The 24,798-nt window shown below is 72.3% G+C and carries 22 protein-coding genes and 1 tRNA gene; 15 read left to right on the top strand and 8 right to left on the bottom strand.

All coding sequences use genetic code 11. The features are described from left to right. The first annotated feature begins 31 nt into the window (after window positions 1-31). Genes ACFYXS_RS02390 through ACFYXS_RS02370 form a run of 5 tightly spaced genes read left to right on the top strand, consistent with a single transcriptional unit; the run spans window position 32 to window position 4,656 of the window. Window positions 32-934, top strand: a complete 903-nt coding sequence (locus tag ACFYXS_RS02390; protein ID WP_389242890.1) for a hypothetical protein — start codon at window positions 32-34, stop codon at window positions 932-934. A gap of 14 nt (window positions 935-948) precedes the next feature. Next, window positions 949-2,247 carry an Ig-like domain-containing protein gene (locus ACFYXS_RS02385; RefSeq protein ID WP_389242888.1) on the top strand — a complete coding sequence of 433 codons (1,299 nt, stop codon included), beginning with the start codon at window positions 949-951 and terminating at the stop codon, window positions 2,245-2,247. Then, window positions 2,244-3,236: a sortase gene (locus tag ACFYXS_RS02380; RefSeq protein ID WP_389242886.1), complete on the top strand. Its 993-nt coding sequence runs from the start codon at window positions 2,244-2,246 to the stop codon at window positions 3,234-3,236. The genes ACFYXS_RS02385 and ACFYXS_RS02380 overlap by 4 nt, the downstream gene beginning before the upstream one ends. A gap of 49 nt (window positions 3,237-3,285) precedes the next feature. Then, on the top strand, window positions 3,286-4,077 hold the full coding sequence (locus ACFYXS_RS02375; RefSeq protein WP_389243500.1) for a phosphate ABC transporter ATP-binding protein: 792 nt from the start codon (window positions 3,286-3,288) through the stop codon (window positions 4,075-4,077). Between the two features lie 9 nt (window positions 4,078-4,086). Continuing rightward, on the top strand, window positions 4,087-4,656 hold the full coding sequence (locus ACFYXS_RS02370; protein ID WP_389242884.1) for a flavoprotein: 570 nt from the start codon (window positions 4,087-4,089) through the stop codon (window positions 4,654-4,656). A gap of 34 nt (window positions 4,657-4,690) precedes the next feature. On the opposite strand, the gene ACFYXS_RS02365 is transcribed toward ACFYXS_RS02370, so the two are convergent. The 3 genes from ACFYXS_RS02365 to ACFYXS_RS02355 all read right to left on the bottom strand — a co-directional run bounded on the left by ACFYXS_RS02365 (window position 4,691) and on the right by ACFYXS_RS02355 (window position 9,895). Then, entirely contained in the window at window positions 4,691-5,368 is a 678-nt protein-coding gene (locus ACFYXS_RS02365; RefSeq protein ID WP_389242882.1) for a hypothetical protein, read from the bottom strand. Window positions 5,369-5,457: 89 nt separating this feature from the next. After that, entirely contained in the window at window positions 5,458-7,896 is a 2,439-nt protein-coding gene (locus ACFYXS_RS02360) for a SpoIIE family protein phosphatase (RefSeq protein WP_389242880.1), read from the bottom strand. Window positions 7,897-8,263: 367 nt separating this feature from the next. Continuing rightward, window positions 8,264-9,895 (bottom strand): phytoene desaturase family protein, encoded by a 1,632-nt coding sequence (locus ACFYXS_RS02355; RefSeq protein ID WP_389242878.1) that lies wholly within the window; start codon window positions 9,893-9,895, stop codon window positions 8,264-8,266. A gap of 339 nt (window positions 9,896-10,234) precedes the next feature. Here ACFYXS_RS02355 and ACFYXS_RS02350 point away from each other — a divergent pair, with 339 nt between their 5' ends. Then, the gene (locus tag ACFYXS_RS02350; protein WP_389242876.1) at window positions 10,235-10,612 is read left to right on the top strand and encodes a hypothetical protein; all 378 of its coding nucleotides are present in this window, start codon (window positions 10,235-10,237) and stop codon (window positions 10,610-10,612) included. 690 nt (window positions 10,613-11,302) lie between these two features. On the opposite strand, the gene ACFYXS_RS02345 is transcribed toward ACFYXS_RS02350, so the two are convergent. Both ACFYXS_RS02345 and ACFYXS_RS02340 read right to left on the bottom strand, forming a co-directional pair. Next, window positions 11,303-11,605 carry a hypothetical protein gene (locus tag ACFYXS_RS02345; RefSeq protein ID WP_389242874.1) on the bottom strand — a complete coding sequence of 101 codons (303 nt, stop codon included), beginning with the start codon at window positions 11,603-11,605 and terminating at the stop codon, window positions 11,303-11,305. A gap of 1,078 nt (window positions 11,606-12,683) precedes the next feature. After that, window positions 12,684-12,756, bottom strand: a tRNA-Arg gene (locus ACFYXS_RS02340). Between the two features lie 333 nt (window positions 12,757-13,089). Here ACFYXS_RS02340 and ACFYXS_RS02335 point away from each other — a divergent pair. From ACFYXS_RS02335 to ACFYXS_RS02310, 6 genes are all read left to right on the top strand, one after another. Next, on the top strand, window positions 13,090-14,724 hold the full coding sequence (locus ACFYXS_RS02335) for a dynamin family protein (RefSeq protein WP_389243497.1): 1,635 nt from the start codon (window positions 13,090-13,092) through the stop codon (window positions 14,722-14,724). 4 nt (window positions 14,725-14,728) lie between these two features. Then, window positions 14,729-16,375: a GTPase gene (locus ACFYXS_RS02330; protein ID WP_389242872.1), complete on the top strand. Its 1,647-nt coding sequence runs from the start codon at window positions 14,729-14,731 to the stop codon at window positions 16,373-16,375. A 117-nt stretch (window positions 16,376-16,492) separates the two neighbouring features. Further along, window positions 16,493-16,939, top strand: coding sequence for a single-stranded DNA-binding protein (gene ssb, locus ACFYXS_RS02325; protein ID WP_389242870.1), 447 nt, complete (start codon window positions 16,493-16,495; stop codon window positions 16,937-16,939). A gap of 235 nt (window positions 16,940-17,174) precedes the next feature. Then, window positions 17,175-18,587: an LAETG motif-containing sortase-dependent surface protein gene (locus tag ACFYXS_RS02320; protein ID WP_389242868.1), complete on the top strand. Its 1,413-nt coding sequence runs from the start codon at window positions 17,175-17,177 to the stop codon at window positions 18,585-18,587. A 159-nt stretch (window positions 18,588-18,746) separates the two neighbouring features. Further along, window positions 18,747-19,328 carry a hypothetical protein gene (locus tag ACFYXS_RS02315; RefSeq protein WP_389242866.1) on the top strand — a complete coding sequence of 194 codons (582 nt, stop codon included), beginning with the start codon at window positions 18,747-18,749 and terminating at the stop codon, window positions 19,326-19,328. A gap of 44 nt (window positions 19,329-19,372) precedes the next feature. Continuing rightward, complete coding sequence (locus ACFYXS_RS02310; RefSeq protein ID WP_389242864.1) at window positions 19,373-19,783, top strand: cytidine deaminase family protein; 411 nt, start codon at window positions 19,373-19,375, stop codon at window positions 19,781-19,783. A 35-nt stretch (window positions 19,784-19,818) separates the two neighbouring features. Here ACFYXS_RS02310 and ACFYXS_RS02305 read toward each other — a convergent pair whose 3' ends face one another. Further along, window positions 19,819-20,187 carry a hypothetical protein gene (locus ACFYXS_RS02305; protein WP_389242862.1) on the bottom strand — a complete coding sequence of 123 codons (369 nt, stop codon included), beginning with the start codon at window positions 20,185-20,187 and terminating at the stop codon, window positions 19,819-19,821. A 257-nt stretch (window positions 20,188-20,444) separates the two neighbouring features. Between ACFYXS_RS02305 and ettA the strand changes: the two genes are divergently transcribed. From ettA to ACFYXS_RS02290, 3 genes are read left to right on the top strand one after another with little or no spacing between them, the layout of a single operon-like run. Then, window positions 20,445-22,109, top strand: coding sequence for an energy-dependent translational throttle protein EttA (gene ettA, locus ACFYXS_RS02300; RefSeq protein WP_389242860.1), 1,665 nt, complete (start codon window positions 20,445-20,447; stop codon window positions 22,107-22,109). Window positions 22,110-22,116: 7 nt separating this feature from the next. Continuing rightward, window positions 22,117-22,587 carry an acyl-CoA thioesterase gene (locus tag ACFYXS_RS02295; RefSeq protein WP_389242858.1) on the top strand — a complete coding sequence of 157 codons (471 nt, stop codon included), beginning with the start codon at window positions 22,117-22,119 and terminating at the stop codon, window positions 22,585-22,587. After that, entirely contained in the window at window positions 22,584-23,285 is a 702-nt protein-coding gene (locus ACFYXS_RS02290; RefSeq protein WP_389242856.1) for a hypothetical protein, read from the top strand. The genes ACFYXS_RS02295 and ACFYXS_RS02290 overlap by 4 nt, the downstream gene beginning before the upstream one ends. A 71-nt stretch (window positions 23,286-23,356) precedes the next feature. Here the strand turns inward: ACFYXS_RS02290 and ACFYXS_RS02285 are convergent, their stop codons facing one another. After that, complete coding sequence (locus ACFYXS_RS02285) at window positions 23,357-23,761, bottom strand: globin (protein WP_389242854.1); 405 nt, start codon at window positions 23,759-23,761, stop codon at window positions 23,357-23,359. A gap of 38 nt (window positions 23,762-23,799) precedes the next feature. Further along, on the bottom strand, window positions 23,800-24,708 hold the full coding sequence (locus ACFYXS_RS02280) for an FHA domain-containing protein (protein WP_389242852.1): 909 nt from the start codon (window positions 24,706-24,708) through the stop codon (window positions 23,800-23,802). Window positions 24,709-24,798: the final 90 nt, after the last annotated feature.

Below are 24,798 nucleotides of genomic sequence, written 5' to 3'. Positions count from 1 at the left end.
CCAGACGCCCTACGCAAGAGGAGAGAAGATCATGTCCATCAGAAGCCTGTCCCGGCCGGCAGCGGCCGGCCTCGGGGCCCTGGCGCTCGCGTGGGGCGCGGTGGGGCTGTTCGGCGCCACCGCCGCGCACGCCGAGGTCCTGGGAACGATGACGGTGACCCCGGACCACGGGTTCGACACCAGCGGCATCGCCCTGACCACCCCCGGCCTCTGCCCGGCGCCCGCGGACTTCATCATCGTCTCGGTGAAGGGCGCCGGCTTCCCCGCCGAGGGCCAGAACGTCGTGGGCAACTCGCCGACGAGCACCTACAACCAGACGCCCGAAGGCGGCTTCGAGGTGCCCCTGATCGAGACGATGCGCGACTACGCCAACGAGGCGGGTTTCACCACGCTGCAGGGCAAGTACACCTTCACCGTGACCTGCCAGAGGGCCTTCGGCGACACCACCTACGGCGACTTCACCGGGTCGGTCTGGTTCACGTCCAACACCACGTACCAGTCCACCGACCCGGCCCTCCCGAGCACGACGCCGTCCACGACGCCCAGCACCACACCGAGCACGACGCCGTCCACGACGCCCAGCACCACGCCGACGGACACGGGGACTCCGACCGACACCGGTGAGCCCACGGACACCGGCGAGCCGACGGACACCGGTGAGCCCACCGACACCACCACCCCGACCGACGATTCCGTGGACGGCGGCACGACGGACGGCGGTTCCACGGACGGCGGTTCCACCGACGGCGGCACCGAGGGCATCTCCACCAACGTGAACGGCGGCAGTTCGGGCGGCGGTTCCCTCGCGGCCACCGGCGCCGACGCGGCCGTCCTCGGCGGCACCGCCGCCGCCCTGGTGGCGGCCGGATTCGCCGCGGTGCGCATCGCGCGCCGGCGCGGACTGCTCACCTTCCACGACACCCCGAACGACTGAGGCCGGAGACGACCATGATGTCCACCACCGCACGCCGCTGCCTGTCGGCCGGCGTCGCCTCCCTGCTCGCCGCCGGCGCGCTGGCCCTCGGCACCCCGGGTGCCAGTGCCGAGGTCCTGGGGACGATGACCGTCACCCCGGCCACCGGCAGCGACACCCAGGGCATGTCCCTGATCACCCCGGCCCCGTGCCCCGACCCCGCGACCAACATCATCGTCACGGTGAAGGGCGCCGGCTTCCCCGCCGAGGGCCAGAACGTCGTGGGCAACTCGGAGATCGGCATCTACAACCCGGTGCAGGGCGCCGGCTTCGAGGTGCCCCTGACCGAGACGATGCGCGACTACGCCAGCGAGGCGGGTTTCACCACGCTGCAGGGCCGCTACGACTTCACCCTCACCTGCCGCAAGCCCTTCGGTGACACCACCTACGGAGACTTCACCGCGCCGATCTGGTTCACCTCCAACACCACGTACCAGAGCACTCAGCCCCAGGTCGCCACCACGACCACCCTGGCCGCCTCCCCGGCCGGCCCGGTCGTCGAGGGCTCCGCCGTGAAGCTCACCGCCACCGTCGCCCCGGCCGGGGCCGCCGGTTCCGTGCGCTTCCTCGACGGCGCGACGCAGATCGGCTCCCCGGTCACCGTGACCTCCGGCACGGCGTCCCTGAGCACCAGTGCCCTCAAAGTGGGCACCCACGCGCTGAAGGCCGTCTTCACCCCCGCCGACTCGGCGGCGTACGGGGCGTCCACCTCGGCGGCCCGGTCCTTCGTCGTCAAGATCAAGCCTCCGGCGCTCGTGACGGCCGCCAAGGTGACGGGCAGCGTCAAGGTCGCCTCGACCGTGACCTGTTCCGTGAGCTTCCGCGGCGCCACCGCGGTGACCTACGCCTGGCTGCGCGACGGCAGGACGTACAGCGGAAAGACCGCCAGGACGCTGGGCCTGGCCGCCACGGACTACAAGCACAAGATCGCCTGCCGTCCGACCGCGGCCAACAGCACCGGCAAGCTCACGGTCACCAGCCCCGCGGTGACCGTGGCCGTCGGCCCGGCCCTGCAGGCCGCCGTCAAGCCCTCGGTCTCGGGCACGGCCAAGGTGGGCAAGCGCGTCACCGCCAAGGTCGGCACCTGGAAGCCCTCGGGCACCTCCTACAGCTACGTCTGGCGGCGCGACGGCCACACCATCAAGGGCGCCACGCACTCCACGTACGTCCTCACCAAGTCCGACCGCAAGCACCTGGTGTCCGTCGTGGTCACCGCGAGGCGGTCCGGCTACACCAACGGCACGGCCGTCTCCAAGGCGGTGAGAGTGGGATGACCCCACCCGGCACCCCGGCCCCGGTCGCCGAACTCGGCGACCGGCCCGCCGCCCCCTCGGGGTACGGCGGGCCGTGGGGCCGACCCCCTGTGCCGGAGGCTGAGTCCGAGGCCGGCCGGGTGCGCACGACGCGCCCGGCCGGCCCCGGGCTGCGCGTGGCAGGCGCCGCGCTCAGCATCCTCGCGGCACTGCTCCTCGGTTTCGTCGCCGACGTCGGCCTGCTCGGCCACGTGCGGCACGCCCGCGACCGGCAGGTCGACTACGCCGACCTGCGCGGCGAGCTCGCCAACGGTGTCGCCCCGGTCGGCGCGGCGCCGCAGGAGGGCGTCACGTCGCTCGCCCCCGGCGTGGCGTTCGCCGTGCTGGAGATCCCGAAGCTGAACCTGCGCGAGGTCGTCGACGAGGGCACCACGGCCCGCACCCTGTCCCGCGGGCTGGGCCACCGTCGCGACACGCCCCTGCCCGGCCAGGCCGGGGTCAGCGTCGTCATGGGCCGGCAGGGCATGTACGGCGGGCCCTTCCGCGACCTGGACCAGGTACATGAGGGCTGGACCCTCAAGGTCACCACCGGCCAGGGCACCCACACCTACCGGGTGATCGACGTCCGCCGCGGCGGCGACCCCCAGCCGCAGCCCGTGGCCCAGGGAGGCGGCCGCCTCACCCTGATCACGGCCGACGGCACGCCCTTCATGCCGTGGGGCATCCTGCGGGTCGACGCCGACCTCGTCTCGCCCGCCCAGCCCGCCTCGGCACCCGCCGTCGCCACGGCCGCCCTGCCGGACGACGAGAAGCCCATGGCCGTCCAGCGGTCGGCCTGGCTGCCCCTGGTGCTGTGGGGCCAGGCCCTCGTGGGCGCGGCGGCCCTGCTCGCCTGGGCCCACGCCCGCTGGGGACGGCGGCACGCCTGGGTCGTGGGTGTTCCCGTGCTCGGCGTGCTCGGCCTCCTCGTCGCGGACAACGCCGCGCTGCTCCTGCCCAACCTGATGTGAGGACCGATCCGTGACCGAGACCACCATCCCGCTCCCGCCGATCCCGGGGATCCCCGAGGACGCGTCCGGCGCCACTCTCGAAGCCCGCCGCGTCTCCTGCTGGTTCGGCGACCACAAGGTCCTCGAACAGGTCTCCCTGACCATGCCCGCCGGGCAGGTGACCGCGCTCATCGGCCCGTCCGGCTGCGGCAAGTCGACCTTCCTGCGCACCCTGAACCGCATGCACGAACTGGTCCCGTCCGCGTCGCTGGCCGGCGAGGTCCTGCTGGACGGCGAGGACATCTACGCCGCCGGCCGCCGCCTCACCGAGGCCCGCCGCCGGATCGGGATGGTCTTCCAGAAGCCCAACCCGTTCCCGGCGATGTCCATCTACGACAACGTCACCGCGGGCCTGAAGCTCACCGGGCTGCGCGTGCGCAGCGACGCCAGGGACGACCTGGTCGAGGAGTGCCTGACCAAGGCGGGTCTGTGGAAGGAGGTACGGGCCCGGCTCCGGCAGCCCGGCGGCGCGCTGTCCGGCGGCCAGCAGCAGCGTCTGTGCATCGCCCGGTCACTGGCCGTGCGCCCCAGGGTCCTGCTGATGGACGAGCCCTGCTCGGCGCTCGACCCGACCTCCACCCGGCGCATCGAGGAGACGATCCGCGAACTGGCCGACGAGGTCACCATCGTCATCGTCACCCACAACATGCAGCAGGCCGCCCGCGTCTCCGACCAGTGCGCCTTCTTCCTTGCCGAACAGGGCACCCCCGGCGGCATCGTGGAGCACGGCCTGACCACGACGATGTTCTCCACGCCCACCGATCCGCGCACCGCGGACTACGTGGAGGGTCGCTTCGGGTAGGGGAAGGCCATGCCTCCTCAACCGGTCCGTGGAGTCCTCGCCGTCGTCGGCTCGGCCGCCGGCGGCGTCGAGTCCCTGTGCGACGGCCTCGTCCTGCCCGCCCTTGCCCGCGGCTGGCGGGTGGCGGTCACCCTCACGCCCGCCGCCGCCCGCTGGCTGCGCCCCCTCGGCGAGATCGACCGCCTGGAGCGCGCCACGGGCCTGCCGGTGCGCGACGCGCCACGGCTGCCCACCGAGCCCCGGCCGCACCCGGACGCCGACTGCCATGTCGTGGCTCCCGCGACCGCCAACACCGTCGCCAAACTCGCCCTCGGCATCGGCGACAACCAGGCCCTCACCCAGACCTGCGAGGCCCTCGGCATCCCCGGGGTCCCGGTCGTCGTCCTGCCCGCGGTCAACGCCGCCCACGCCCGGCACCCCGCCTGGCGCCGCCACCTCGCCGCGCTCCGTGAGGCCGGCGTCCACCTCGTCGACGACCCGGCCGCCCACCCGCTCCCCGAGCCCCGCGCGTCCGCCACCGCCCCCGAACTCCCCTGGGCCGCCGTACTGGACACCCTGGACCGCGTCACCGGGGCGTGAGGCGTGGGCGGCGGCCCCGCCGCCCGGCCGGGGTTCACAGGTCGAGCCGCTCCCAGGGCAGGCCGGTCTTCCACGAGGCGTCACCCGCGGCGAAGCCCAGGACCGCCGCGACCACCGCTTCGCGATCCCGTACGACACACCGCTCATGGCGGTCCGGCGCGCCGTCGCGGTGCTCGACGGCGAACTCGTCGTCTCCCACACCGGCCGCGGGGCCCAGGCCGACCTGGACGAAGCGCCCGTCGCCCTCGTCCAGGACCAGGTACCAGTTGTCGTCGGACAGGTTCCGCACGGCACGTTCGAGAACGTCCCGGTCCGGGTCGGCCACCGGCAGCCCCGCGCACAACTCCAGGTCGAGCGGCCGAGGACCGCGCAGGGCCCGCGGCAGTCGCACCACCTCCGCCTGCGGATCGAAGCACACCAGCCCGTGCCGGTCGGCCAGTTCGCGCACGCGCGGTGCGACCTCCCCGGCACGCGACCAGCTCATCGCCATGATCACGTGACTGTTCCCGACGTGCGGCCCGGAGGCCCAGGGCGACGCCTCGTCGGCGTCCGACTCGGGGAACTCGGCGGTCAGTTCCCGATGGAAGGCGCCGACCTCCGGCGCCCCGGCCACACCCGTGTGATCGCCTTCGCACAGCCGCGCGTACTTCTCCGCGGCCGCGGCCGACGACACCCGCACGGGTTCGTGCCACACCGCAAGATCGAAGCTCATCAGGCCCCCCGACATTCCTCGCCGTCCCCGGACGCCCGCATGATACGGACACCCGCCGCACCGCGGCGTCCCGGGCGGGCAGGAACGCTTCAGCCGCCGTGGAGGTCCGCCTCGGCCCAGACGACCTTGCCGCCCGACACCGAACGCGTGCCCCAGCGGCGGGACATCTGGGCGACCAGGAAGAGGCCGCGGCCGTTCTCGTCGACGCTGCGCGCGCGACGCAGATGCGGGGAGCACACGTCGGTGTCGAACACCTCGCAGGTCAGGACGGAGTGGTGGATCAGGCGCAGACCGATCGCGCCGGTGCTGTGGCGGACGGCGTTGGTGACCAGTTCGCTGACGATCAGCTTCGTGGGCTCCTCGAGACCCCCCAGGCCCCAGGCGTCCAGCTGACGGGCCGCCATGTTCCGGGCGCTGCGCACGGCGGTCTCGTCGCTGGGCAGCGTCCAGGAGGCGACCTGGGCCGGGTGGAGCGAACGAGTGCGGACCAGGAGCAGAGTGACGTCGTCGCACGGCGCCTGACCCGGGAAGGACTCCGTCGCGAGGTCGCAGAGCTCTTCGAGGGACCGGCCCGGTTGCGCGAGGGACGCGCCCAGGCGGTGCATCCCCTCGTCGATGTCGTGGCCGCGGGTCTCGATCAGGCCGTCGGTGTACAGCGCGAGCAGGCTCCCCTCGGGCAGTTCCAGCTCCACGGACTCGAAGGGGACTCCCAGCCCGATGCCCAGCGGGGTACCGGAGGGCAGGTCGGGGAAGGTGATCCGGCCCCGCGGGTCGACGATCGCGGGCGGGGGGTGCCCGGCCCGTGCCATGGCGCACCGGCGGGTGGCCGGGTCGTAGACGGCGTACAGGCAGGTGGCGCCCACGGGGGCGGGCGTCTCGTCGTCGTCCTCCTCGGCCAGGCGCTGGACCGTGTCGTCGAGGTGGGTCAGCAGGTCGTCGGGCGGCAGGTCCATGTGGGCGAGCGTCTGCACGGCGGTGCGGAGCCTGCCCATGGCCGCGGCGGCGTGCAGGCCGTGCCCGACCACGTCGCCGACGACCAGGGCGACCCGGGCGCCGGACAGCGGGATCACGTCGAACCAGTCGCCGCCGACACCGTGGTCCATGTCGGCGGGCAGGTAGCGCGAGGCGGTGTCGACGGCCGTGCCGCCGGTCAACCGGCGGGGGAGCAGGTTGCGTTGGAGTGCGAGGGCGGCCGTGTGCTCGCGGGCGTACTGCCGCGCGTTGTCCAGCGACACCGCGGCGCGGGCGACGAGTTCCTCCGCCAGCAGCCGGTCGGCCTCCTGGAACGGCATCGGATCCTCCATGCGGAGGAACAGCACCATGCCGAGCACGGTGCGCCGCGCACGGATGGGCACGATCATCAGCGAGTGCATGCCGTGCTCGTGGACCTTCCGCGCCAGTGCCGGGACCTTGTCGATCCAAATGCCAGGAGCGGTGTCCAGGATCGGTTCCAGATGGGGCTTCCCGGTCGACAGGACCTCGCTGAAGGGCGAGTCGGGCGGTACGGGGACCGGCTCGCCGCGCACCCACGGGGACTCCGGGGTCCCTCGGTGGATCGAGGCCAGGCCGGCCCGCCGGAACACCGGCAGCCGCTCGCCCACCGGACCGACGCGGACCGGGGGCCCCTCGCCGAAGGGGACCGACTGCTCCAGGTCGACCGCGACGTAGTCGGCGAGCAGGGGCACCGCGAGCTCGGCCAGTTCCTGGCTGGTCTGCATCACGTCCAGCGTGCTGCCGAGGCGCGTACCGGCCTCGCCGAGGACGGCCAGCCGCTCGCGCACCCGCCGGCCCTCGGCGACGTCGACGCTGATGACGCACACGCCCACCGGTTCGCCGTCGGCGCCCTGCAGGCACTGGAACGAGGCCGCGAACGGGTGCTCGCGGCCCAGGGTCGTCGGCAGCCACGTCCGGTACTCGTGGACCTTGGTCGTGCCGCTCCGGAGCACCTGCCGCATCACCGCCTCGAGCGCCTCCGACTTGGCCCCGGGCAGCGCGTCGGCGAACCGGCATCCGAGCCGTCGCTCCAGGGAGATGCCGTCGTGGCTCTCCATCACCTCGTTCGCCCACGTGCACCGCAACTCGGGATCACGCACGACGATGCCGATCGGCGCACGGGTGAGGAGCGGACCCCGCACCGATCCGTACGCCGCCTCCCCGGACAGCGCCCCGACGTCGCCCACCGAGGCGAGCCAGCGTGTCGTCCCGTCCTCCCCCCGCAGCTTCGAGAACCGCAGGCCGACGTCGAGCGTCCGGTCGTGCCGGTCGCGCACCGTCGTCGTGCCCGACCAGCCGTCGCGGGTCCTGCACTCCTCGACGAACTCCGACACTGTCGGCGCCTCCCCGAAGGTGGGCAGGACGAGTGCGGCGGAACGGCCCACGGCCTCCGCCGCCGGGTACCCGACCAGGTGCTCGGCGGCCCGCGTCCAGGCGACCACCGTTCCCCGCTCGTCGAGCATCGCGATGGCCGAGTCGGATATCCCGGACGTGTCCGTGTGGTCACTGAGAGTCAGCAGGTCGGTGCTGGTCATCGGACTTCTTCCTCGGGCGGGTCGGGCGCCTGCGGCGGGCTGGATATGTCGCTTTTCGCATCAATTACGGGTTCGACCGGGCAGGCTCCCGATCTGTGACAGGGCGCCCCAGGAGACGCGGGGGCCCGCGCGCGAACTCCGGTTGCCCGGCCTCGCCCGGTGGTGCCGGGATACGTGGCGGCCGGCGCGGGGGAGGTGCCCGTGGCGACTTTGCGGGCGCCTCTTTCAGCACCGGGTGCGCGCCGAGGTGTTCGGCAGGGTCACGGCGTTCTCCGCCCCTGCGCGTGCGCGTGCTCAGTCGGCCGGTCGGCGGGACAGGGGAAAGCGGCCCGCCGCGAACGTCCCGCCGGGCCGGGGGCGGCGGCTGCTACGGATGCCGACCTTTCCGCGCCGCCCACGACCTCCCGCGCAGACGGGCGTCGTTGAGCACGCGGCGGGCCGCGAGCCGGCCGGACGTGGCGTTGTTGCCCGCGCCGGGCCATGTCGAGGCGCCGGTCAGGTACAGGCCGGGGACGCACGTGCGGTAGCCGCTGTGCCCGGACATCGGCCGGAAGACGAAGTTCTGCGACAGGTGGTGGCTGCCGCTCGCACTGTCACCGCCGACCAGGTTCGGATCGGCCGCTTCGAGGTCCTCGGGGCTGTGGGCGGTGGCGCCGATGATCCGCGACCGGCTGCCGGGCGCGTAGTCCTCCAGCTTGGCCAGTACCCGGTCGGTCATCGGCCCGACCGCTTCGGACCAGCGGGTCTGCGCGATCGTCCCTGCCGCGTCCCCGCGGATCACCGAGGGCACCATGCGGATCTGGATCCACACGACATGGCGTCCCGCCGGGGCCCGGGTCGGGTCGATCGCGGAGGTCTGCCCCACGACCAGCAGCGGATCGGCGGGCAGGAGCCCCGCCAGGGACTCGGTGTAGGTACGCGCCAGATCATCCACGTACGGTGCCACGTGCACATACCCGAATCGGGCCAGTTCGGTGCCCGCCGCCCAGGGCAGCGGCCCGTCAAGCGCGAGGTGCAGCATCATGGTGCCGGGGCCGTACTGGTAGCGGGACGCCGCGCGACGCACCCGCGCGGGCAGCCGCTCGGATTCCAGCAGCCGCTCGTACAGGGCCGTGGGCCCGACATCGGCGATCACGGCACGCCGCGCGGTCAGCGTGCCGCCGTCGGCGCAGCGCACACCGGCCGCCCGGCCGTCGTCGCACAGGACGCGGTCCACCTCGGTACCGGTGCGGACCTCGCCGCCGTGCTCGGCCAGCAGCGCGGCGAGCGCCAGCGGCAGGCGCCGCGCGCCACCCTCGACGACGGACATGCCGTTCTCCATGTCCGCGAACATCTCCAGCAGTGGGAACATCGCACCGCCCGCCACGTCCGGCCCGAAGTCCAGGTGCATGCCCCAGCAGGCGGCCATGGCCCTCGCCTCCCGGGTGGCGAACCACGTCCCGCCCAGTTCCCGGGTGCTCATCAACAGCGTGTGGACGAGTTCCGTCGCACCCCGCAGCCCGCGGTGGCGCAGCAGTTCCAGCACCTGCCGCACGGCCGCGCCCGACGGCAGGGCACTGCCGTACACGCCGAACAGGTACGGCGCGTACTGCTGGTACACCTCGTAGAGACCGGCGAAGCCTTCGGCGTCGCCAGGGTCGTGCGCCGCCAACTGCCCCAGGGTGCGCTCGTAGTCGGAGGAGACCCGCACGCTCAGCCCGTCCGGGAAGACGTTGGCGTAGGGCTGGTCCGTGGTGCGGAACCTCAGCCCGTGGCGGGACAGACCGGGGGCGAAGTCGGCGTACGCCTGGGAGCCGAGGAAGAGGTTCTGGTTGGTGGAGTACAGGTCGTGCGTGAACCCGGGCACCGTGGCCTCACCGCTCGCGACGGCGCCGCCCACCGCGGCGTTGCGCTCCAGCACGCCCACCGACCACCCCGCGCGCGCCAGGTACAGGGCCGCCACCAGCCCGTTGTGGCCGCCGCCGATGACGACCGCGTCGTAGGAGCCTGCTGTGGTCATGTCCTGAGCCCCTGCCGCTCGACGCCGGCTCTTCGCTGCTCCCGCCTCCGGAGTCCCTCCCTTCCCATGCTCCTCCCGTCGCCACGGGACGCAACACCGTGCCCGCGCGCCCCGGGTGCGACGACGTCGCGGGTGCACTCACCCGTGACGGGGCCGATCCGGCGCCGGGCCGGCGCGCCCGGCGAGGGCGGACCGGCGGCCGTCGCGCCGCGCGACGCGCATCGGGCGGGCAAAGGCCGCGGAGACGTTCTGCGTGCGACCGAGCCGGCGTTGATCCGCCTCCTGGCGTGCTCTGCCGGCCCGTTACGATCACGGCCCACCCGCACACAAGGAGGCGCCGTGAAGGTCACTCCCGAGCCGCACGGGCGCGCGACCCGTGGCTGCACGGCTGCCCTCGTTTTCGGCTGTGCCGCGCTCGTGGTGTTGATCAGCTTCATGGGGACCACCGAGATGGAGCGTTTCCCAGGGCTGCGGGAGAACCGCGGGCCACTGATCGTCTACCTGCTGGGATTCGCGGCCTTGGTGACCGTCGGCGGACTGGCGCTCTCCGGATGGCGGTCCCGCGGGGGATGGGCCGCTGTCGCCTGCCTCGGTGCGCTCATGGCGCTGCGGATGTGGACGCTCGCGCCCGCGCTCCACTGCTGGTCGTACGACAGCGTGGGGCGCAACGACGACGGTTCGTACTCCTGCCTGAACCGCGGCGACATGCGTGTCTGAAGGGGCGTCCCGACCCGACCCGACCGGATCCCGCCGCCGTCCGGCAACGTCGATGCCCCGCGCCGATGTCGGCTTCAATGCCGTCGTGGATCCTCTGAAGGCCGCTGACACCATCCTCGGTGGCTTCGCGCTTGCCGTACCTGTCGCCCGCGAACCTTGGCAGGACGCCGACTTCCTGCCCGCACAGATCGTCACGATCAGTCGTTGCCTGCTGCCTGATGCGACTCCCGGCCCCGAGTTCCACGACGGGTACGTCGATCGGGCGGACGCCGAAGAGATCCACGAGTGGAACAAGGAGAGTTACGACAGCGCGGGGGAGGTCCTGGCGTGGACGGAGTCCCGCCCGACCGAAGAGGCTCCTGAGCGGGTGCCCTGGACGGTCGTGACCACAGGTGCCGCCCTCGTTGATGTCGGTGGCGGCCGCTGGAGCGCGGTCCTGTGTCGTGAGGTTCGAGGCAGCGTCACTTGCGCGCAGGCAAAGGGTCCTTGCCCACCTCGTGCGCGCGCCCCGCCCGGCGAGTGCCGGGCGGGGCGCGGTCGGGGGCGATCATGGGAACAGCCGCACAGGGGTGGCTGCTCCGCCGCTTCTCCCGGCTCGAAGGAAGAGGGGAGAGTCAGTACCGCGGGAACCGTCGGCCTGATTGCTCATGTCGCTGCCCCGTGGCCTTGCCAGGCGGCGCTGACCCGCTTTCAGTCGTCGCCGCCGTAGCCGTTCCACTCGTCGTCGTCGTGGCCGTGGCCCCAACTGCCGCCGTCGTGGTCGTGGTCGCCGCCCCAGCCGTCGTGGCCGTGGCCCCAGCCGTCGTGGTCGTGACCCCAACCGTCGTGGCCGTGGCCCCAGCCGCCGCCGTCGTGGTCGTGGTCGTGACCCCAGCCGTCGTGGTCGTGACCCCAACCGCCACCGTCGTGACCGTGGCCCCAGTCGTTACCGCCGTCGTCGTGGCACGGCGCCTTGAAGCACTCGATGTCGCCGACACGAGGCGCAGAATTCACCGGCGCGGAGGCGGACGCCATGCCCGCGCCCCCACCAACGAGGAGAACGCTTGCGAACGCCGCGACTACGGCCTTGCGTGCGAGGTTGTCCCTGGTCATTTGGCTTGACCTTCCTTGGACATATTGTCCTGCTCATGACATAAGTCGCCTCAGGGGGGCGGTATCTACGCGCTGATGCGGTGTGCACCCGTAAGGCCGGTGAGTTCCGACTCGCTACGCCAACTCCCCTATGTGCGGACCACTCCTGCACTTATGGCGCCTTTAAGTTTGACCCTAGCGAGCGGCGTGCAGTGTGTCCACTTATCACCTAATACGCGTATTTGATGCCTCAACTGCCGTGGGGCCACGCCGATGACCAGCGGAAATGGGCGAGTGCGTTTCGGTGCCTGCGGCAATCATCAGAGCAGTCGAGCAACACTGACGGGGCAACGCGGATCGGTGCGATCCCACTCGGCGAGTGGCTCGCCGTCGGCGGGTCCGCACGCCCTGCTCGTGCGCGGACGTGGGCGCCGGCGTGGCCGTCGGTGGAGCCGGGTTCCCGGCAGCCGGCCTGGCCCGGAGCGATGCCCGTGGATGACCTCACCGCTGCGTGCGATCGACGGCGAGCGGGACGGGTCGCTGCGGACGGGCAACCCCTTGGAAGCGGCAACGACCGCGATTCTCCTTGCGTAGGGTGCGGACCCCGAACGCCCGTCGCGGGACGGACTGATGCCCGTGGCTGTCCGCCTTTTGGGGCGTGCATCGCTCGGCGTCGCGCTGATCGCCGACGCTCTGGCGCCGCCCTTCGAACGGTCTGGACGACACACGTGTCGTACCGCGCCGGTGTTGCGGCTCCCGTCGACTCAAAGATCATCAGGGATTGATCGAGGCCGGCGGAGACCCGCGATTCGGACGAGGACCGCGGGGACGCCGCGGAATTTCGACACGTATTCGACAGAGCCACCCGCGAAAACCCGGTGACAGCCGGACAGTGTCGGACCGCTCTCGTGATCACCGGGGGAGTCCCCGCGCCGCGGCGCTCGCGCCGGCAGGCGTCCGCCCAGCAAAAAGCCCCTCCCTGGGGGAGGGGCGCAAGACGTGCCCCCGGCAGGACTCGAACCTGCGGCCAAGCGCTTAGAAGGCGCCTGCTCTATCCACTGAGCTACGGGGGCCGGACGATGGCCGCGACCGAACCCGCCCCTTGGTGTCGACGGTATCCGTGACCTTGCCGGGGACAAGGATAGGGCGCGGCTGATGTGCGGCCGGTTGCTTCGCCTTCATGACACGTTGTGTAGGTTCGGTGAAGCGGTCTGATAATCGCAGGCAGGTGCGAATGTCGCACCACTTTTGACGCACCAGTCGGCGGCTGTTGTGCACTCGTTATGCCGCTGTCTCTCGGTGCTCACCTGTCCCGTTGGGACCCTCTTGCGGGCCGAAAGGCGTGAAGTACGCGAAATACGCTTCAAAAACCCACCAAAATGGGGCATTCTGCGTGTGTGGCGATCTTGGACACGAGGCCCGAGCTGCTGGACGTGCTCTCTGCGATGCGCGACCGCGTTGACGCCGCGCGCTTTCCCCTCCCGATTCCCGGGGCGGATCGGGCCCGCCGTACGCGCCGGGAGCTGCTGGCGCAACTCGACGACTACCTGGTGCCCAGACTCAGGGCGCCGGAGGCGCCGTTGCTGGCGGTGGTCGGCGGTTCGACGGGCGCGGGGAAGTCGACGCTGGTCAACTCACTCATCGGGCGGCGGGTGAGCGACGCGGGAGTCCTGCGGCCGACGACACGGACACCGGTACTGGTGTGCCATCCCGAGGACCGGGCGTGGTTCGCCGATCCACGGGTGCTGCCGGGGCTGGCACGGGCGTGGGCGCCCCGGCCGCGGGCGGCGAGCGACGCGGACGACGGCGGCCGTGAGACGGACGACGACCCCGGTGCCTCCGACGGCCCTTTGTGGCTGCGGCTGGAGACCGACGACACCTTGCCGCGCGGACTGGCGCTGCTCGACGCGCCGGACATCGACTCCCTCGTCGTGCGCAACCGCGAACTCGCCGCCGAGCTGCTCTGCGCCGCCGACATCTGGATCCTGGTGACGACCGCGGCCCGCTACGCCGACGCGGTCCCGTGGCATCTGCTGCGCACCGCCAAGGAGTACGACGTCACCCTGGCCACCGTGCTGGACCGGGTGCCGCACCAGATCCTCGACGACGTCTCCGACCATTACGCCGCGCTGCTGGACCGGGCCGGCCTCGGGGACGTACCGCGGTTCACCGTGCCGGAGCTGCCGGAGTCGGCGGGCGGCGGCGGGCTATTGCCGCACACCGCCGTGGCCGCGCTCGGCAGCTGGCTCGCGCACTGCGCGGAGGACCCGGCCGCGCGGCACCAGGCGGCCCGGCGCACCGCGTCCGGCGTGCTCGGCTCGCTCGACAGCCGGCTGCCGGAACTCGCGGGCGCGTCCGCCGCCCAGCACGCGGCGGCGACGCGCCTGGCCCGGTACGTGGACGACGCGTACGACGCGGCACAGGACGCCTTCGACGAGGCCGTGACCTCGGGGGCCGCGCTCTCCGGCGAGGCGCTGGCGTGCTGGCGCGGTTACCCGGACTGCGGTTCCGGGGCCCTGCAGAGCGCGCTCGCGGAGGGACTGGCGGTCCTGCTGCGCACCCGGATCACCGCCGCCGACGAACGCATCCTGGACGACTGGCGGCGCGACCGCGCGGGCAGCGCCCCGCTGGAGGCGGCCACCCGTATGCCCGCCGACGAGGACCTCGACGACCGCATCGAGGAGGCGGTCGCCGACTGGAGCTGGAACCTGAGCAGGATCGCGTACGAGGCCGTGAGTTCCGCGCCCGAGGACGTGGACCCCGAGGACGCCGCCGCGCTGCTCGGCGTCGCCCTGCTCGGCGGCCGCGCGGGCGTCCCCGCCGGCGAACGGCTCGCCACGCTGGGCGGCGCACTGGCCGCACTGCGGGCCGGCGACCGGGCGCGCGAGGCGCTGGACCGGATCGTCGGGGAACTGCTGGACGCCGAACGCGAGCGCCGCGTGCGGCCGGTGGACGCCCTGGACGTCACGGCCGGCCAGCAGGCATCGCTCATCGCGGAGCTCTCCGTGATGCAGAAGTCGTACGGACTGTGGGAGAGGTGAGCGGGTGCTCGCGGAGCGGGTGGACGCGCTGTCGGAACTGCTGGGGCTGTCGCGCACGCGCGTGAGCCCGGAGGCCCTGGACGGGGCCGGGGAGCTCCTGGAACGGGTCGGCGACCGGCGCAGGCTGTCGGCGGACCACACCGTGGTGGCACTCGCCGGAGCGACGGGCAGCGGGAAGTCGTCGCTGTTCAACGCGCTGACCGGGCTGGAGCTCGCGCGGGTCGGCGTCCGCCGGCCCACCACCTCCGAGCCGGTGGCGTGCGCCTGGGACCCGCGGGGCGCGGCCGGGCTGCTGGACCGGCTCGGCATCCCGCCGCGGCACCGGCACGCCCGGCACAGCGTGCTCGACGGGGAGCACCTGGCGGGAGAGGCGGGCCAGGACCACGGAGTGCCGGGCGGTCTCGGCGGGCTCGTTCTCCTCGACCTGCCCGACCACGACTCGGCGGCGCTGACCCACCGCGACCAGGTGGACCGGCTGCTCACCCTGGTCGACGTCGTCGTGTGGGTGCTGGACCCGGAGAAGTACGCGGACGCGTCCGTGCACGAGCGCTATCTGCGGCCGCTCGCCGGGCACGCCGACGTGACCCTCGTCGTCCTGAACCAGACCGACCGGCTGCCGGGCGACTCCGCGGAACTCGTCCTGGACGACCTGCGGCGCCTGCTGGACGAGGACGGTCTCGCGGTCGGCGAGCACGGCGAGGACGGCGCCATGGTGCTGGCCACCTCCGCGCTGAGCGGTGACGGCGTGCCCGAACTGCGGTCGGCGATCGGGCAGATCGTGGCCGAGCGCGCCGCGGCGGGCCGGCGGCTGTCGGCGGACGTGGACGGGCTCGCCGAACGGCTGCGCCCGCTGTACGTCGCCGAGGGCGCGACGGGCCTGACGGACGCGGCACGCGAGGACTTCGCGATCCGGCTCGCGCAGGCGGTCGGCGCCGCGGCCGCCGGACGGACCGCGGAACGGGAGTGGATCCGGGCCGCCGGCGAGGCGTGCGGGACACCGTGGGGACGGCTGCCGGGCCTCCTTCGCGGCGGCGTGCGCGCCTCGGCGGGGGAGGGACCGCACGATGTGGCGCCGGCCGGGCGGCGGCCCGCGCTCGCGGCGTCCCGGGCGGTCGTGGAGGAGGCGGTGCGCATGGTGGCGGCGGACGCGGCCGTCGGGCTGCCCGCCCCGTGGGCACAGGCGGTGCGCGAGGCGGCCCGGCGCGGCGGCGACGCCCTGCCGGAGGCGCTGGACGCGGCGGCGGAGCGCGCCGAGCCGGGCGAGCCGGGACGGCCGGGCTGGTGGTCGGCGGTCGGCACGGCGCAGTGGCTGCTGGCGCTGCTGGTGATGGCGGGCACGCTGTGCGGTGCCGCGGCGGCGGCGGGCGCCGTGGGCACGCCGTGGTGGCTGTCGTTGGTGCTGCTGGGTGCCGGGGCGGGTGGCGGGCCCGCACTGGCCCGGGCGGGGCGCTTCGCGGCGCGCGGTCCGGCCCGGCGGCACGGCCAGGCGGCGGAACGACGGCTGGCGGACGCGGCGGCCGACTGCGGCAGGGCCCGCGTGCTGGAGCCGGTCGCGGCGGAGCTGCTGCGCTACCGGGAGGTGCGCGAGCAGTACGGAGTTCTGGCCGGTCGCCACTTCCGGGTGACGGAGTTGTCCACAACCGGGCAGTAATCCACAGGTTGAATCCGATTTCTCCACGACCGTCGTCGGCGGGGCACGATGGTTTTGTCGCGAGGACGGCGGTGAAAGGGCCGCCGGCGACGGCACGGAAACAAGGGGGAATCGGTTGTGAGCGAGACACTGGTCACCGTCGTCGGGAATGTCGCGACCCGGCCGGAATTCAGGAAGACGCCGACAGGTGTGCCGGTCGCCCGGTTCCGGCTGGCCACCACGGCACGCCGCTGGGACCGCGAGCGCGGCGGCTGGTCGGACGGCCACACCAGTTTCTACACGGTGTGGGCGTGGCGGTCGCTCGGCGAACATGTGGTGGCCTCGGTGGGAGTGGGCGAACCACTGCTGGTCCAGGGGCGGCTGAGGGTGCGTGAGGAAGAACGCGACGGGCAGCGCTGGATCTCGGCCGACATCGACGCGGTCGCCGCGGGTCACGACCTGACGCGGGGGACGTCGGCGTTCCGCCGTGTGGCCCTGCCCCGGCCGGAATTGACGGTTCCGCAGCCGGCGCCCGAGAGCCGGGAGTCCGTGTCGGCCGACCCCGCGGTCGCCCTGTCCGGATAATCCGGACAGCGGATATTTCGTTCCTCGTGAACGGGCGAGGATTTATCGACAAATTCGTTCTCACACGTACGCGCCGGTAACGATTGCGATTCGAATTCCCGGGCCGCCGTGAATCCTGATGGCTTTGATACGTGCGGTTCCTAGGATTCTTCGGGTACCCCGGCGTTCCACGGGGGATCCACAGCTGTCGGCGAGGCACGTGCCCCACGACCGGCCTCGCCCGGAGGGGAATTTCATGTTCACTGTACGGAGGCGGGGAGCTGCCCGTCTTGCCGCCGCGATAGTGGCCTCCGGCCTCATTGCGGTCGGTTCCATGGCCGGCGCCGGGTCCGCTGCGGCGGACGACGCGACCCCCACCGCGGGCGCCAAGGCCACGCTCGGCAACCTGAAGACGTTCGACAAGGCCGTCATCCACGACAACGGCAAGGACGAGAAGGTCTCCGCCGGTCTCTTCGAGATGACCGTCGATGGTGGCGGCACCATCCAGACGTACTGCATCGACATCCACAACCCCACCCAGGGCAAGGCCGGCTACAAGGAGGTCTCCTGGGACCAGTCGAGCCTGCACAACAACACGAACGCGGGCAAGATCAACTGGATCCTGCAGCACTCGTACCCGCAGGTGAACGACCTGGCGGCGCTCAAGTCCGCGGCGAACCTCAGCGGTGACCTCACCCCGCAGCTCGCCGCCGCCGGCACGCAGGTCGCCATCTGGCGCTTCTCGGACAACGCCGACGTGGACGCGGTGAACCCCGTCGCGGAGGAGCTGGCCGCGTACCTGGGCAAGAACGCGCAGACCCTCGACGAGCCGGCGGCCTCGCTGACCCTCGACCCGCCGGCCGTCTCCGGCAAGGCCGGTGACCTGCTCGGTCCGATCACCGTCCACACCAACGCCGCGAGCGTCACGGTGAGCCCCGCGCCGAGCACCCCCGAAGGCGTGAAGATCACCGACAAGGACGGCCAGGAGGTCAGCACCGCCAAGGACGGCGACGCGCTGTACTTCGACGTCGCGGCCGGCACCCCGGACGGCTCCACGTCCCTGACGGCCTCGGCCAACACCAAGCTCCCGGTCGGCCGTGCCTTCACCGGCATCGACACCACCACGCAGGTGCAGATCCTCGCGGGTTCCAGCGACAGCACCGTCACCGCGTCGGCGACCGGCACCTGGGCCGCCAAGGGCCCGATCCCGGCGGTCTCCGCCGAGGTCGACTGCGACAAGAACGGCGTCGACGTCACCGCCACCAACGAGGGCGACCAGCCGTTCACTTTCTCGCTGTCCGGCAAGGAGTACACGATCGAGGCCGGCAAGTCCGAGACCGTGACCGTGCCGGTGGACGAGGACCAGTCGTACAAGATCACCATCTCGGGTCCGAACGGCTTCGAGAAGACCTTCGAGGGTGTGCTCGACTGCGACACCGCCGGCTCCGGCGGCACCACCACCCCGTCCTCCTCGCCCAGCCCGGCCTCGGCCGGCGGCTCCAGCGAGGGCACCTCTGACACCGGCTCCACCACGGGCGGCGACCTCGCCGAGACCGGCTCCAGCAGCGCCACCCCGGTGATCGCCGGCATCGCGATCGCGCTGGTCGTGATCGGCGGCGCCGCGGTCTTCTTCCTCCGCAAGAAGAAGCCGGCTGCTCCCGCCGAGTGAACTGACTGACCGGCTCCGGCCGTAGTCCCACCCCCAGGGGGCGGAGGTCAACGACTTCCGCCCCCTGGGCATTTCCCCGAGTCGTCCTGGAACCCTCCCCCCCCGGGCGCGGCGTCCGTAGTCTTCGGTACGGCGGGACGAGAGCGAGGGACGGGCACCATGGGCGAGGGACACAGACGGCGGCGGTGGGCCACGTCGGGGATCGTCGGGGCCGCGGTCCTGGCCGGGGCGCTCTGGTACACCCAGCAGGAGGCTCCGGCGGCGCCACGCGTCGACCCGGCGCTCGAACGGGCCGTGCTTCCCGTCGTGGACCGCTACCTGCTCACGGACTCCCTGGGCCCGCTCGGCGGTGACGACCCTCCTGAGGAGAACGGGGTCGCGCCGCGCGGCTTCTGCACCGAGCACATCGTCGAGATCCGGCCCACGGGCGCCGGTCTGCGGGTCGGCCTGGCGGCCTGGTGCGGGCACTTCGCACGGCACGGCAGCGGGGGCGTGTCGATGCTCGACGGCGGAATCATGGCAGGGGTGCTGACGGTCTCCCCGGCCACGGCGCCGGCCCGGGTGAGCGACGTCTCCTGGGAGCCCGACGGCGATTCCTCCGCCTGGGCGGCGGCGCGGTTCTCCCCCGGAGGCGCCGCCGAGGCCGAACGCCTCACCGGCGACGCCGCCGCGAACCTGACCGACCCCGAGACCAAGGCCCGCGCCGCGTTCGGGCTGCCCGCGAGCGCCGCCCCGCGCTGACCATCCCGGTGGCCCCGGGACGGCGGCGCAGATACCTTCCCTGCGTGATCACTGTGCCGAACGACGAACTGATCGCCGCCGCGCAGGCCGTGCTCCACCCGCACCGGGTGGGCGACCGGCTGTTCGGCGACGTGGGCTGCACGCTGGTCACCGAAGCCGGCAACCTCTATTCGGGCGTCTGCATCGACACGGGGTCCGGCACCGGGTTCTGCGCGGAGCACGCCGCCATCGCCGCCATGGTCACCGCCCGCGAGTACCGGATCGCCAAGGTCGTCGCCGTATGGCGCAACGACGAGGGCGCCTTGCACGTGCTGCCCCCGTGCGGCCGGTGCCGGGAGTTCATGCGCCAGATCGCCCCGGAGAACCTGGAGACCGAAGTGGTCCTCGGACGCACCAGGACAGCCAGGCTCCGCGACCTCCTCCCCGCCCACGAGTGGCCCGACCCGCTGGACTGAGCGGTGACTGCTGGGCCGGACCGAGCGGCTCGACGTCAGGAGCCCGCGTTGCCTTGTTCGGCCTGTGCCCTGCGGACCGCGGCGAGGTGCCTTGCCTGCCGCCTCGTCAGCAACTCGTCCACGGGTTCGAGAACTCGATCCCATGCGGTTTCGGTTTCTGCCGGCCGGCCCTGAGTCCGTGCGTAGTTCTGAGCAGCGGTGATCGCTCTGTCATAGAGGGAGTGATCTGCCGGGACGGCGATCGAACGCTCGCGGCGCAGCCATGCGATCAGCCACGGCGTGTCCCGGGACCAATGCGGGTTCGCCGAGGAGCGCACGCGCAGATATCCGAGTTGATCCCACCATCGGCGGCCGTGCCACTTGCGTGAATCCGCTGACGGCAGGGCGGGGGGCAGGTCCTTCACCGGACCCATGGTGCCTGGTGGCGACGTCCGGGACGACGGGTTTCTTCGTTGACGCCGTACGTCGCCGGACTCCGTCCGTGCCGGGCAGCGGGGGCATCGAGTGGCCGATGCGGCGACCGAGGGTGGCAGATCGACCACCTGGGCTGCCCGGGAGTCCGCAGGTCACACGGCCCCCGCGGTACTCGTTTCCGTAGAGGGGTAGCGGTCAGGCAAGATGGGGTGTATCTGCCCACACATCGATTGCCGGACGGTTTCTCTTGGCTGAGTACATCTACACCATGCGCAAGACGCGCAAGGCGCATGGCGACAAGGTGATCCTCGACGACGTCACCCTGAGCTTCCTGCCCGGCGCGAAGATCGGTGTCGTGGGCCCGAACGGCGCCGGTAAGTCCACGGTGCTCAAGATCATGGCCGGTCTGGAGCAGCCGTCCAACGGTGACGCGTTCCTCTCGCCCGGTTACAGCGTCGGCATCCTGCTGCAGGAGCCCCCGCTGGACGAGTCCAAGACCGTGCTGGAGAACGTCCAGGACGGCGTGGGCCCGGTCAAGGCCAAGCTGGACCGCTTCAACGAGATCGCCGAGCTGATGGCGACCGACTACTCCGACGCGCTGCTCGACGAGATGGGCAAGCTGCAGGAGGAGCTGGACCACGCCAACGCCTGGGACCTGGACGCCCAGCTGGAGCAGGCGATGGACGCCCTCGGCTGCCCGCCCGGCGACTGGGCGGTGACCAACCTCTCCGGTGGTGAGAAGCGCCGCGTCGCGCTCTGCAAGCTGCTGCTGGAGGCCCCCGACCTGCTGCTGCTCGACGAGCCCACCAACCACCTGGACGCCGAGTCCGTGCAGTGGCTGGAGCAGCACCTGGCCAAGTACGCGGGCACCGTCGTGGCGATCACCCACGACCGGTACTTCCTGGACAACGTCGCCGAGTGGATCCTCGAGCTCGACCGCGGCCGCGCGTTCCCCTACCAGGGCAACTACTCCACGTACCTGGAGACCAAGCAGTCCCGTCTCAAGGTCGAGGGCCAGAAGGACGCCAAGCGCGCCAAGCGGCTCAAGGAAGAGCTGGAGTGGGTCCGCTCCAACGCCAAGGGCCGGCAGGCCAAGTCCAAGGCGCGTCTGGCCCGCTACGAGGAGATGGCCGCCGAAGCCGAGAAGATGCGCAAGCTCGACTTCGAGGAGATCCAGATCCCGCCGGGCCCCCGCCTGGGCAGCATCGTGGTCGAGGTCAGCAACCTCTCCAAGGCGTTCGGTGAGAAGGTCCTCATCGACGACCTCTCCTTCACCCTGCCGCGCAACGGCATCGTCGGCGTCATCGGCCCCAACGGCGCCGGCAAGACCACGCTGTTCAAGATGATCCAGGGCCTGGAGGCCCCGGACTCCGGTTCGATCAAGGTCGGCGACACGGTCAAGATCTCGTACGTCGACCAGAGCCGCGCCAACATCGACCCCAAGAAGACCCTCTGGGCGGTCGTGTCGGACGAGCTGGACTACATCAACGTCGGCCAGGTCGAGATGCCGTCCCGCGCCTACGTCAGCGCCTTCGGCTTCAAGGGCCCGGACCAGCAGAAGCCGGCCGGCGTGCTGTCCGGCGGTGAGCGCAACCGCCTCAACCTGGCGCTCACCCTCAAGCAGGGCGGCAACCTGCTGCTCCTCGACGAGCCGACCAACGACCTCGACGTCGAGACCCTGTCCTCGCTGGAGAACGCGCTGCTGGACTTCCCCGGCTGCGCCGTGGTCGTCTCCCACGACCGCTGGTTCCTGGACCGGGTGGCCACCCACATCCTCGCCTACGAGGGCGAGTCCAAGTGGTTCTGGTTCGAGGGCAACTACGAGTCCTACGAGAAGAACAAGGTCGAGCGGCTCGGCCCGGACGCGGCCCGTCCGCACCGCGCCACGTACAAGAAGCTCACCCGGGGCTGATCGCCTGATGGCCCGTCATATCTACCCCTGCCCGATGCGCTGGTCGGACATGGACGCCTTCGGGCACGTCAACAACGTCGTCTTCCTCCGTTACTTGGAGGAGGCGCGTGTCGACTTCATGTTCCGGCTGGCGCCCGGGGAGGGCAGCGCGTCGTTCACGGGCGGTTCGGTCATCGCCCGCCACGAGATCGACTACCTGCGCCCGCTGGTCCACCGGCACGAGCCGGTGACCGTCGAGACGTGGGTGACCAAGGTGGGGGCGGCCTCGATGACCGTCGCGTACGAGATCAAGGACGGGGAGACCGTCTACGTGCGGGCCTCCACGATCGTCGTCCCCTACAACCTCGAGCAGGGGCGGCCGCGGCGGATCACCGCCGAGGAGCGCGCGTTCCTCGAGGAGTACTACGACGATTCCGCCGGCGGTTCCGCCAGTGCCGACGCCCCGGGCGCCGGCAAGGAGGAGGCCGCGGCCGCATGACGGCATCGCTGCTGCTCGCCGAGGCCAGGGAGACGGAGGGTTTCGCCGTCTTCCTGGCCCGGCTGCTGCGCTGGGACAAGGCCGCGGTCGTCAGGCTGCAGGCGTTCGGGGCGGTGCTCGCGGTCTTCGGCCAGCCGCCCTTCGGGGGCGGCGTACTGGCCGTGCGCACGGCGGAACTCGCCGAGGCGCACGAGCTGGACGCCACCGTCTCCGCCGGGCAGTTGCTCGACGGCCTCGACGAGGAGGCGGGCACGGTCGCCGTGCCGGCCGCCGTCACCGGCCCCGCGTGGGCCGGGTTGCTGCCGCCGCGCGGCGGGTGGCGGCGGGTGGAGGGACTGCCCTCGCCGGACGACGTGCGGGCGGTGGCCGCCGCGGCGGTGACGGAGTTCCGCACCCGCAGCGAGGCCCTGACGCCCGAGCACCGCACCCGGGCGGAGCTCGACGCGCTGGCGGACGACATCTGGTCCCGGCAGCTCGGTGTGACCGGTTTGCCGTTGCGGGCGGTGCACGCCGCCCACGCCCTCGGATTCCTGCGCCCGGTGCGTGCCACCGTCCCGGCCCCGCGCGCGGCGGTCGGGGACGGGGAAACGGCGATGGACCTGCTGGCCGCGGGGTCGTGGCTGCGGCTGCGCACGTCGTACGGCTCGGTCGCCGTGCGCCGCGGCAGCGGTCTGGGGCTGTCGGTCAGCCCCGTCTGATCACGGGGCCGGCGGGCCGCGGGTCGCCGGGCTGCCGGGCCGTTGGACCCGAACGCCCGCGGCGGGGTCCGTCAGCCGGGCGAGTTCACCATCGACGCGGCCGCGTACACCAGGTAGTCCCACAGCTGACGCTCGTGGTCCGGCTCCAGGGCCAGCTCGTCCACCGCGTCGCGCATGTGGCGCAGCCACGCGTCGTGCGCCTCCTGGTCGACCTGGAAGGGCGCGTGCCGCATCCGCAGCCGGGGGTGGCCGCGGTTCTCGCTGTAGGTGCGCGGGCCGCCCCAGTACTGCATGAGGAAGAGCACCAGCCGTTCCTCGGCGGGGCCCAGGTCCTCCTCGGGGTACATCGCGCGCAGGGCCGGGTCCTGCGCGACGCCCTCGTAGAAGCGGTGGACGAGCCGCCGGAAGGTCGGCTCGCCGCCCACCGCCTCGTAGAACGTCTGCTGGTCGAGTGTGCCCCGCGGGATCTCAGTCACGCGTCCCATGGTCTCAGACGACCCGGTGGAGCCGGGAGTCAGTCGCGCACGATCGTGATCGTCGTCCAGGCGCCCACGTGGACGCGGTCCCCGTCGCCCAGCGGGACGGGTACGAAGGGCTTGATCGGGTCCTCGCCGCCGTTGACCGTGGTGCCGTTGGTGGAGTCCTGGTCGACCACCGACCAGCTGCCGTCCGGCTGCTGCACGAGCACGGCGTGCTTGTGGGAGACACCCGGGTCCTCGGGAGCCCGTGCCAGGTCGATGTCGGGAGCCTCACCGGTGCTGTGACGGCGGCGTCCGATGGCGATCTGCGGGCCCGTGAGCGGCAGGCGCTGCTCGGGGGAGTACGAGGGGAAGTACAGGCCCGTGGCCTCAGGGCCGCTACGGGCCATCATCGCCGTGAAGTACTCCCGGTCGGCGCCGATCACGGCGGTCCAGGTGCCGGGGCCCGCCGGTGCGGCCTCGGGCTCGTACGCGGACGGCGGGGTGAGCAGGAAGTCGCCCGAGCCGGCGGTGACCGACTCCGGCTCCAGCGGCTCGGCCGGCCGGTTCACCTGCGACGGACGGGTCAGGGACGACTCGTACCGCTGGTACGGCGGCATGCCGGGCTGGGAGGCCGGGAACGGCGGTGCCGAGGTGCCGCCGGCCGGCGACTGCGGGACGAAGGTCGTGCCCGCGTGGGTGACGAAGTTGTAGCGGCACTCCTCGCAGAACTGGGCGTAGCCCTCGCGCGGGGTCCCGCAGTGGGGGCACGGTTCCACGGCCGCCGTGGCGTCCGGGTCGTAGGCCCGGCCGCCGTAGCCGCGGCCCGGGTCGTATCCGGTACCGGCACCGGCACCGGGGTGGTAGCCGGGGTCGTAGCCGCCCGAGTAAGGCGGTGGGGGCGGCGGCGGTGGGTAGGAGGAGGCGGGTGGGGCGGAGGTGGCCGCCGGTGAGGTCATGCGCATCCCGCACACCTCGCACCAGTCGTCCGTCGCGGACTCATGACCGTTCGGGCAAGTCGACATGTCGTTTTCTCTCCCCCTCCGCCCCGTTTT

Origin of the sequence: Streptomyces sp. NPDC002574 (assembly GCF_042889545.1) — a bacterium.
GTDB lineage: Bacteria > Actinomycetota > Actinomycetes > Streptomycetales > Streptomycetaceae > Actinacidiphila.
The sequence above is the reverse complement of the archived record's forward strand: the minus strand, read 5'-3'. Positions and strand labels throughout refer to the sequence as shown.

What these genes read in the sequence shown, in the direction of transcription:
- ACFYXS_RS02390 (WP_389242890.1), top strand. Translation starts at nt 32, where the DNA reads ATGTCCATCAGAAGCCTGTCCCGGCCGGCAGCGGCCGGCCTCGGGGCC.
- ACFYXS_RS02295 (WP_389242858.1), top strand. Translation starts at nt 22,117, where the DNA reads ATGGCCCGTCATATCTACCCCTGCCCGATGCGCTGGTCGGACATGGAC.
- ACFYXS_RS02290 (WP_389242856.1), top strand. Translation starts at nt 22,584, where the DNA reads ATGACGGCATCGCTGCTGCTCGCCGAGGCCAGGGAGACGGAGGGTTTC.
- ACFYXS_RS02315 (WP_389242866.1), top strand. Translation starts at nt 18,747, where the DNA reads ATGGGCGAGGGACACAGACGGCGGCGGTGGGCCACGTCGGGGATCGTC.
- ACFYXS_RS02370 (WP_389242884.1), top strand. Translation starts at nt 4,087, where the DNA reads ATGCCTCCTCAACCGGTCCGTGGAGTCCTCGCCGTCGTCGGCTCGGCC.
- ACFYXS_RS02385 (WP_389242888.1), top strand. Translation starts at nt 949, where the DNA reads ATGATGTCCACCACCGCACGCCGCTGCCTGTCGGCCGGCGTCGCCTCC.
- ACFYXS_RS02280 (WP_389242852.1), bottom strand. Translation starts at nt 24,708, where the DNA reads ATGCGCATGACCTCACCGGCGGCCACCTCCGCCCCACCCGCCTCCTCC.
- ACFYXS_RS02380 (WP_389242886.1), top strand. Translation starts at nt 2,244, where the DNA reads ATGACCCCACCCGGCACCCCGGCCCCGGTCGCCGAACTCGGCGACCGG.
- ACFYXS_RS02320 (WP_389242868.1), top strand. Translation starts at nt 17,175, where the DNA reads ATGTTCACTGTACGGAGGCGGGGAGCTGCCCGTCTTGCCGCCGCGATA.
- ACFYXS_RS02355 (WP_389242878.1), bottom strand. Translation starts at nt 9,895, where the DNA reads ATGACCACAGCAGGCTCCTACGACGCGGTCGTCATCGGCGGCGGCCAC.
- ACFYXS_RS02365 (WP_389242882.1), bottom strand. Translation starts at nt 5,368, where the DNA reads ATGAGCTTCGATCTTGCGGTGTGGCACGAACCCGTGCGGGTGTCGTCG.
- ACFYXS_RS02360 (WP_389242880.1), bottom strand. Translation starts at nt 7,896, where the DNA reads ATGACCAGCACCGACCTGCTGACTCTCAGTGACCACACGGACACGTCC.